Below are 5,752 nucleotides of genomic sequence, written 5' to 3'. Positions count from 1 at the left end.
TGTTCGACATCGTGCTGATCGCCCACGGCTGGGCGCTCAAGCACTGGCACTTCGGCCCGATCTACACCGTCGACGAATACATCCGGCTGCAAACCCGCCACGTGCTCAACGCGCTGCTCGTCGGGGAGGCACAATCGTGGGCGTGATGAGCTCTCGGACCGTTGCCGTTCTCGCCGCGTCGATACTGATCGCTGTCGCCGGCCCGGGCGCGGCGCATGCCGATCCCACCGCCACGCTGCCCCCGCTGACCTCCGGCGGCGGGCCGATCATCGGCGGCGGCGCCAGCGCCGGGATCGCGAAACAGCTGATCGACCTGGCCAACCCGGATATCCAGCAGGGCGACGGCACGGATGCCGCCAATTTCATCAGCGCCGCCGCCTCGGTCACCGACCATGAGCTGGCGGCCCCGTTCAGCCTGCTGCACCGGGCGCTGTCGTGCCAGAAGGACAACGCCGGGTTCGGTGCGCGGGCCTACCGGCGCGCCGACGGCACGTGGGGCGGCGCGATGCTGGTCGCCGCCAAGAGCAACGTCTCGAACGGCTCGAGCGGCGGCTCGAGCGGCGTCAACGACGCCAGCGTCGCGGCGTTCAAGCAGTGCGTCATGACCAACTGGCGCCGGGCCAGCGCGGGCGGGGAACACGCGATGTGCAACGGCAGTTGGGAGACCCCGACCTACGGCGACCTGCGCAAGGTCGAGACCTACTACATCCTGCTCGCCGGCACCTCCGCCGACTTCTGCGTCGACCTCAACGACACGCTCAAGGGCAACGCCCGCGGGTGGCCGTGATCGAGGATGAGGTATCCAGCCGGTCGACCGTTCTCCCTGAACTGATGCACTAGCGTCAGACGTATGCACACCACACTGCCACTGGGTGATGGCGTGCTGCCCGCGGTTGGGCCACGGCGGAGTCAAGGTCAAGAACGTCGCGCGTGCGGCGGGGTGAACTACGGGCGCACGACCGGCCGGTGTATCGGCTCGCGGCCCGGTGGCTGTGGCGGTCGCGGAAGCAGCGGTTCACGGGATCGAACCGGGACAGTCAGCGGCGAACACATTTTCAGGGTGAGCTCTTCCCCCGCGTGCCGAATCGTCAGCGTATCGCCGGGCCCGCCGTCGCGAAGCGTGTAGGTGGTGTCGGTGTGCGTGGCATCCACAATGAGCCGGAATCCTCTCCAGCGCAACCGGAAACGCAGCCGAGAGAAGGCATCGGGCAGGTTGGGGTCAAGTGCCAGCACGCCTTGGTCGTCGCGCAGGCCGCCGAAGCCCGCGACCAGCGCAATCCAGGCTCCGGCCAGCGACGCCATGTGGAGGCCGTCGCTGGTGTTGTGGTGCAGGTCGCGCAGGTCGATCAGGATGGCCTCGTTGGTGTAGTCGTGAGCCAGGTCCAGGTGTCCGACCTCGGCGCACAGCACCGCTTGGGTGCACGCCGACAGCGACGAGTCACGCACCGTGCGCCTCTCGTAGTAGTCGACATTGCGCGCCTTCTGTTCCGGGGTGAAGGCGTGGCTTTGCCAGTGCATCGCCAGGACCAGGTCGGCCTGCTTGATCACCTGCGCGGGGTACAGCCGCACGTAGGGTTCGTGAAGCAATAGCGGGTAGTTGTTGCGAACCGAGAATTCCCACTCGGCGAAAGTGGTGAAGCCTTCGCATTGTTGGTGCACGCCTAGTTCGTCGTCGTAGGGGATGTGCACGGCGTCGGCCGCATCACACCAGGCGGCCATCTCTTCTGTGGTCACACCCATCGCGTGTGCCTCTTCAGGATGACGGACGCAGGCCTCGGCGGCCGTGCGCAGGTTGTGCGCCGCCATCAGATTCGTATACACGTTGTCGCGGACGATCGCGGTGTATTCGTCGGGGCCGGTGACCCCATCGAGGTGCCAGACTCCGTGGCGGTCGTGATGCCCGAGTGAGAGCCAGAGCCGGGCCGTTTCGATCAGCACCTCAAGTCCGCACTCCTGTTCCAGTCGCAGGTCGCCAGTGACGACGCGGTAGTGCTCGAACGCCATCGCGATGTCGGCGTTTATGTGCCAGGCCGCTGTGCCTGCTGGCCAATAGCTTGAGCACGATTCGCCGTGGATCGTCCGCCACGGCAACCTTGCACCGTTAAGGCCGAGTTGGGCTGCGCGTTTTTTGGCAAGGTTCAAGGTCGATGCCCGCCATCGCAATGCGTCCGCGACCGCCCGTGGTGCGGTGTAGGTGAGCATCGGAAGGACGAACATCTCCGTGTCCCAGAAAGTATGCCCGTCGTAGCCGGAGCCGGTAAGCCCCTTTGCTGGGATGGAGCGGCGTTCGGCGCGGGCGCTGGCTTGCAGCACGTGAAACATTCCGAACCGCACCGCCTGCTGGCATTCGGCGCCGCCTTCGACCTCGACGTCGGCGCTATCCCAAAATTCGTCGAGGTAGGCGCGCTGGGCCTCAAGTAGCCCCTGCCATCCGCTATAGCGCGCGCCGGTCAGTGCTGCGCCGACCTGATCGTGCAGCGCCGGTCGCGAACGCAGGCTCGACCATCCGTACGCCAGGTACTTGACGATGCGCAGCTTCTGCCCCGGGCGCAGTCCGCAGATGACGGTGGTGCGGGCAAGGTCGTCACGCGCATCGGTGGTGACCTCGACCCGCCCCGGCACCTCGACCTCGTGGTCCATCGCAACCGCCATCATGAGGGCGCTCGCTTTGGTCCGGTGCAGAAGCAGTGCGCCGTAGCCGCTCTGCTCGTGCTCGACGGCTTCTAGCGGACGCTTCAAGACAGCTGCCACCCGCGGATCCCCCGTAGACTGCGGGACATCCTCATTGGCGACTAGTTCGGATTGGACCGTAATCCGAGTGAATTCGTCTAGCGCTTCGACCAGATACTCGATGGCCGCGACGCTGCGCTGGGCCAGCGAAACCAGCCGGGTCGAGCGCACTTTCACCCGCTTGCCTGCCGGGGATCGCCACTGAGCATGGCGAATCAACGTCCCATCCCGAAAGTCGAGAACCCGCTCGTGATCGAGCACTTCGCCATGGCGGACGTCGAACGGCTCGTCGTCGACCAGCAATCGCATGAGCTTGCCGTTGGTGACGTTGACGACCGTTTGGCCGGCTTCCGGGTATCCATAGCCGGCCTCCGCGTGGGGCAGCGGGCGGACCTCGTAAAAACCGTTCAAGTAGGTGCCCGGAAGGCCGTAGGGTTCACCCTCATCGAGGTTACCGCGCAACCCGATATGTCCGTTTGACAATGCGAACAGTGACTCCGACTGTGCCAGCAGGCTCAGGTCGAGCCGGGACTCGCGGACCTGCCAAGGTTCGACGGGAAAAACATCTTCGTTAACCACTAACATGCCTTCAGCAACTCGAGGAGATCAGTCATTACGTTCGTCGGAACGGAACACACGTGATGTCGCGCCGACTGCCGCCAGGCGTTGTGAGGCGGCGCCACGCGGGGCAAATTCGGAAGGGCGGCGGTGGATTACAGCCACAACGGCGACGGCAGGTATGGATAGATCCGGACAGGAAACCGACGATATAAGCCGCGGGAGGGCGCGGGTCTTCGATCATTACGTCACTTATCCTTTGGTGTCTATGTCTTCGAAAAAGTTAGACTTATCGCATCTTTCGCGTCCTGGCCGAACAGCATTGTAGGGTCTTACCACGTCGAAAAGGTATCCCCAGGTATCGCGGGCGGCGGCGAGCGTGGCCTCGTCACCGTCACTGATACTTTGGTGATCTTGACTGGCTATGGCCACCAATGCATCCGCTAAACTCAGTGCACCTACGCTATGGCTCTTCGCGGTGCGTGCAATCTCCATGAAAGCCTGGTTGGGGTTGTAGCTGCGCAGCGCGATGAGTATTCCCTCTGCAATATCGAGAATCCGCGCTCCCGAGCGTCGAACATCCTTGGAGCGGGCCGGTGTGTCTCGTCGCAAGGCGCTGATTGGCGGTGCGACGTCATTGGCGGTGTTGCCGCTGGGGGGGAGTTCAGCTGCGTTCATGTTGATGAGAATCCTCTCTGTTATCGCCCCGATTGTGGTGGGTGGCACGTGAATTTCCTTGCTGCCTAGCGGTGTTGTCCAGGCCGATCGGTTCGCGGCGTTATTCGGGCCGCCGTACGCGGCTTGCGGTCTTTATCAAAAGTGGTGCTTTTTGCCTTGGGCCAGGGTGACGGTAGTGGGACCGTTCTGTCGAGCAGTCTCACCGACCTGAGAATGTCGCTGGTCAGCTCAATAGGTGCGCCACAAGTCAGGCAGTTCGGCCGTTGCCCCCGCGAGTTAAGACGTGCTACGTGCCAACTGGTCGATTTCCGCAACTTCGCCAAGCACATCCCGCACAAAATCTCAATCACGTTGCCCGCCAGGTTGGTCGCGTCACTGGAGCAGTGGTCCACGGCATGGAGTTCCACAACGTATGCGGCCGTTCGAGTGCAGCCCTGTCCGTTCTGACAGGTGATCGAAGTCCAGTCCAAGGCCCCGGGGTCACATGGAAGAGCGTCGAGCTGCTCTGGAGCAGTCTCCGTAAGCATGTGGGGGGCTTCCCCAGACGGCTGCGCCGACGTGGACATCCGGTTTTCCGAACCGCGTTGTCGCGCCACGCGTGGCGTTTGCACCCTGTTTTCGGAGGAGCTTTGATGCGCGACCGCCTCAGCACCCGGGCGCGATGAGCGCGGAGCGCGATACATGACCACACCGTTGTCAAGTGCCTTGTAGAGAAGCTTGATCAACTGAATCTTGGCGATGGCGAGGTATCCGATAGCAACTGCCAGCGAAACACTGGCCCATGCCCCAGCGGAGAGCCAGTGCACGCAGCATCTGAATATCTGCAGCGAATGCAATTTCTGTCCTCCGTGACTCTGCATGCTGGCGGTTGAGATCTACTGTCAAATATCCGTGCCGCAAAAGGATTGAGGTAGACGATTGATCTCTGTGGAGGCACAAATGATTTTTGTACAGCTCACCTAACTGGTTAGCCTGTGCGCATGATTGTCGTGCGGTCCACCTGATGCCCGGCGGCCGCCTCGGCGATGGTGACTTTCTGGCGCACCAGCTGCAACCAGATCTCGTACTTTTGCGACGGCGACAAAACCGCTACGGGCGGCGGGGCGACCGGTCGCCCCCAGAGTTTGCTTCGGACATGGCCAGATCCTCCAAGAGGGTTCGGAGAACCCATCGGATGTTGTCTGATCGACACACCGATCTCTATCGCGAAGTCAGACGCAAACCAGCACCGGTCTCGGCGTGGGGAATCGTGTCGTCGATGTCGCAGCACATCGCGGGCCGCTCACAGCCCGGCGCCCGACGCGTCAGATCCCGACACGTCCGCCCGCGTCGTACGGTAGTGGTGCGCCGCACACGGCCGGCACCGGGTGCTGTGGGGCGAGGTCAGCGCGATCGACCTCACGGCCAAGACGGTGACGTCGCACCTGATGGGCATCGAAACGGTGACACCCTACGACAGCCTGATCGTTGCCGCCGGCGCCCAGCAGTCCTACTTCGGCCACGACGAGTACTTGCGCCGGACCCACCGGCGTCGAATTGGCCGGCGAGATCGTTCAGCTCGCCGAACGCACCCTGGCCGGGGCATATCGCACCATCGAACCCAGCGACTGCCGAGTCATCCTGCTCGACGCCGCGCCCGCGGTGCTCCCGCCGATGGGCGACAAGCTGGGTCTCATCGCGCAGCGCCGCCTGGAGAAGATGGGAGTCGAGATCCAGCTCAACACGATGGTGACCGCGGTCGACTACCGGGGCGTCACGATCAAGGAGAAGGACGGCGGCGAACGGC

3 protein-coding genes and 2 pseudogenes are annotated in these 5,752 nt (G+C 63.5%); 3 read left to right on the top strand and 2 right to left on the bottom strand.

Annotation, left to right across the window (positions count from 1 at the left end; translation table 11 throughout):
• Together ACOJVU_RS12850 and ACOJVU_RS12845 are read left to right on the top strand one after the other, a co-directional pair.
• Positions 1-146: pseudogene (locus ACOJVU_RS12850) on the top strand (TetR/AcrR family transcriptional regulator); the annotation flags it as partial.
• Positions 146-787: a hypothetical protein gene (locus ACOJVU_RS12845; RefSeq protein WP_421530128.1), complete on the top strand. Its 642-nt coding sequence runs from the start codon at positions 146-148 to the stop codon at positions 785-787. The pseudogene ACOJVU_RS12850 and the gene ACOJVU_RS12845, both read left to right, overlap by 1 nt.
• A 158-nt stretch (positions 788-945) precedes the next feature.
• Here ACOJVU_RS12845 and ACOJVU_RS12840 read toward each other — a convergent pair whose 3' ends face one another.
• Positions 946-3,309, bottom strand: a complete 2,364-nt coding sequence (locus tag ACOJVU_RS12840) for a glycoside hydrolase family 65 protein (RefSeq protein ID WP_421530127.1) — start codon at positions 3,307-3,309, stop codon at positions 946-948.
• 231 nt (positions 3,310-3,540) lie between these two features.
• Entirely contained in the window at positions 3,541-3,966 is a 426-nt protein-coding gene (locus ACOJVU_RS12835; protein ID WP_421530126.1) for a hypothetical protein, read from the bottom strand.
• Positions 3,967-5,330: 1,364 nt separating this feature from the next.
• Here ACOJVU_RS12835 and ACOJVU_RS12830 point away from each other — a divergent pair.
• Positions 5,331-5,752: pseudogene (locus ACOJVU_RS12830) on the top strand (FAD-dependent oxidoreductase); the annotation flags it as partial.

Source organism: Mycobacterium sp. THU-M104, assembly GCF_049197365.1.
Classification (GTDB): Bacteria; Actinomycetota; Actinomycetes; order Mycobacteriales; family Mycobacteriaceae; genus Mycobacterium.
The sequence above is the reverse complement of the archived record's forward strand: the minus strand, read 5'-3'. Positions and strand labels throughout refer to the sequence as shown.

What these genes read in the sequence shown, in the direction of transcription:
- ACOJVU_RS12835 (WP_421530126.1), bottom strand. Translation starts at nt 3,966, where the DNA reads ATGAACGCAGCTGAACTCCCCCCCAGCGGCAACACCGCCAATGACGTC.
- ACOJVU_RS12845 (WP_421530128.1), top strand. Translation starts at nt 146, where the DNA reads ATGAGCTCTCGGACCGTTGCCGTTCTCGCCGCGTCGATACTGATCGCT.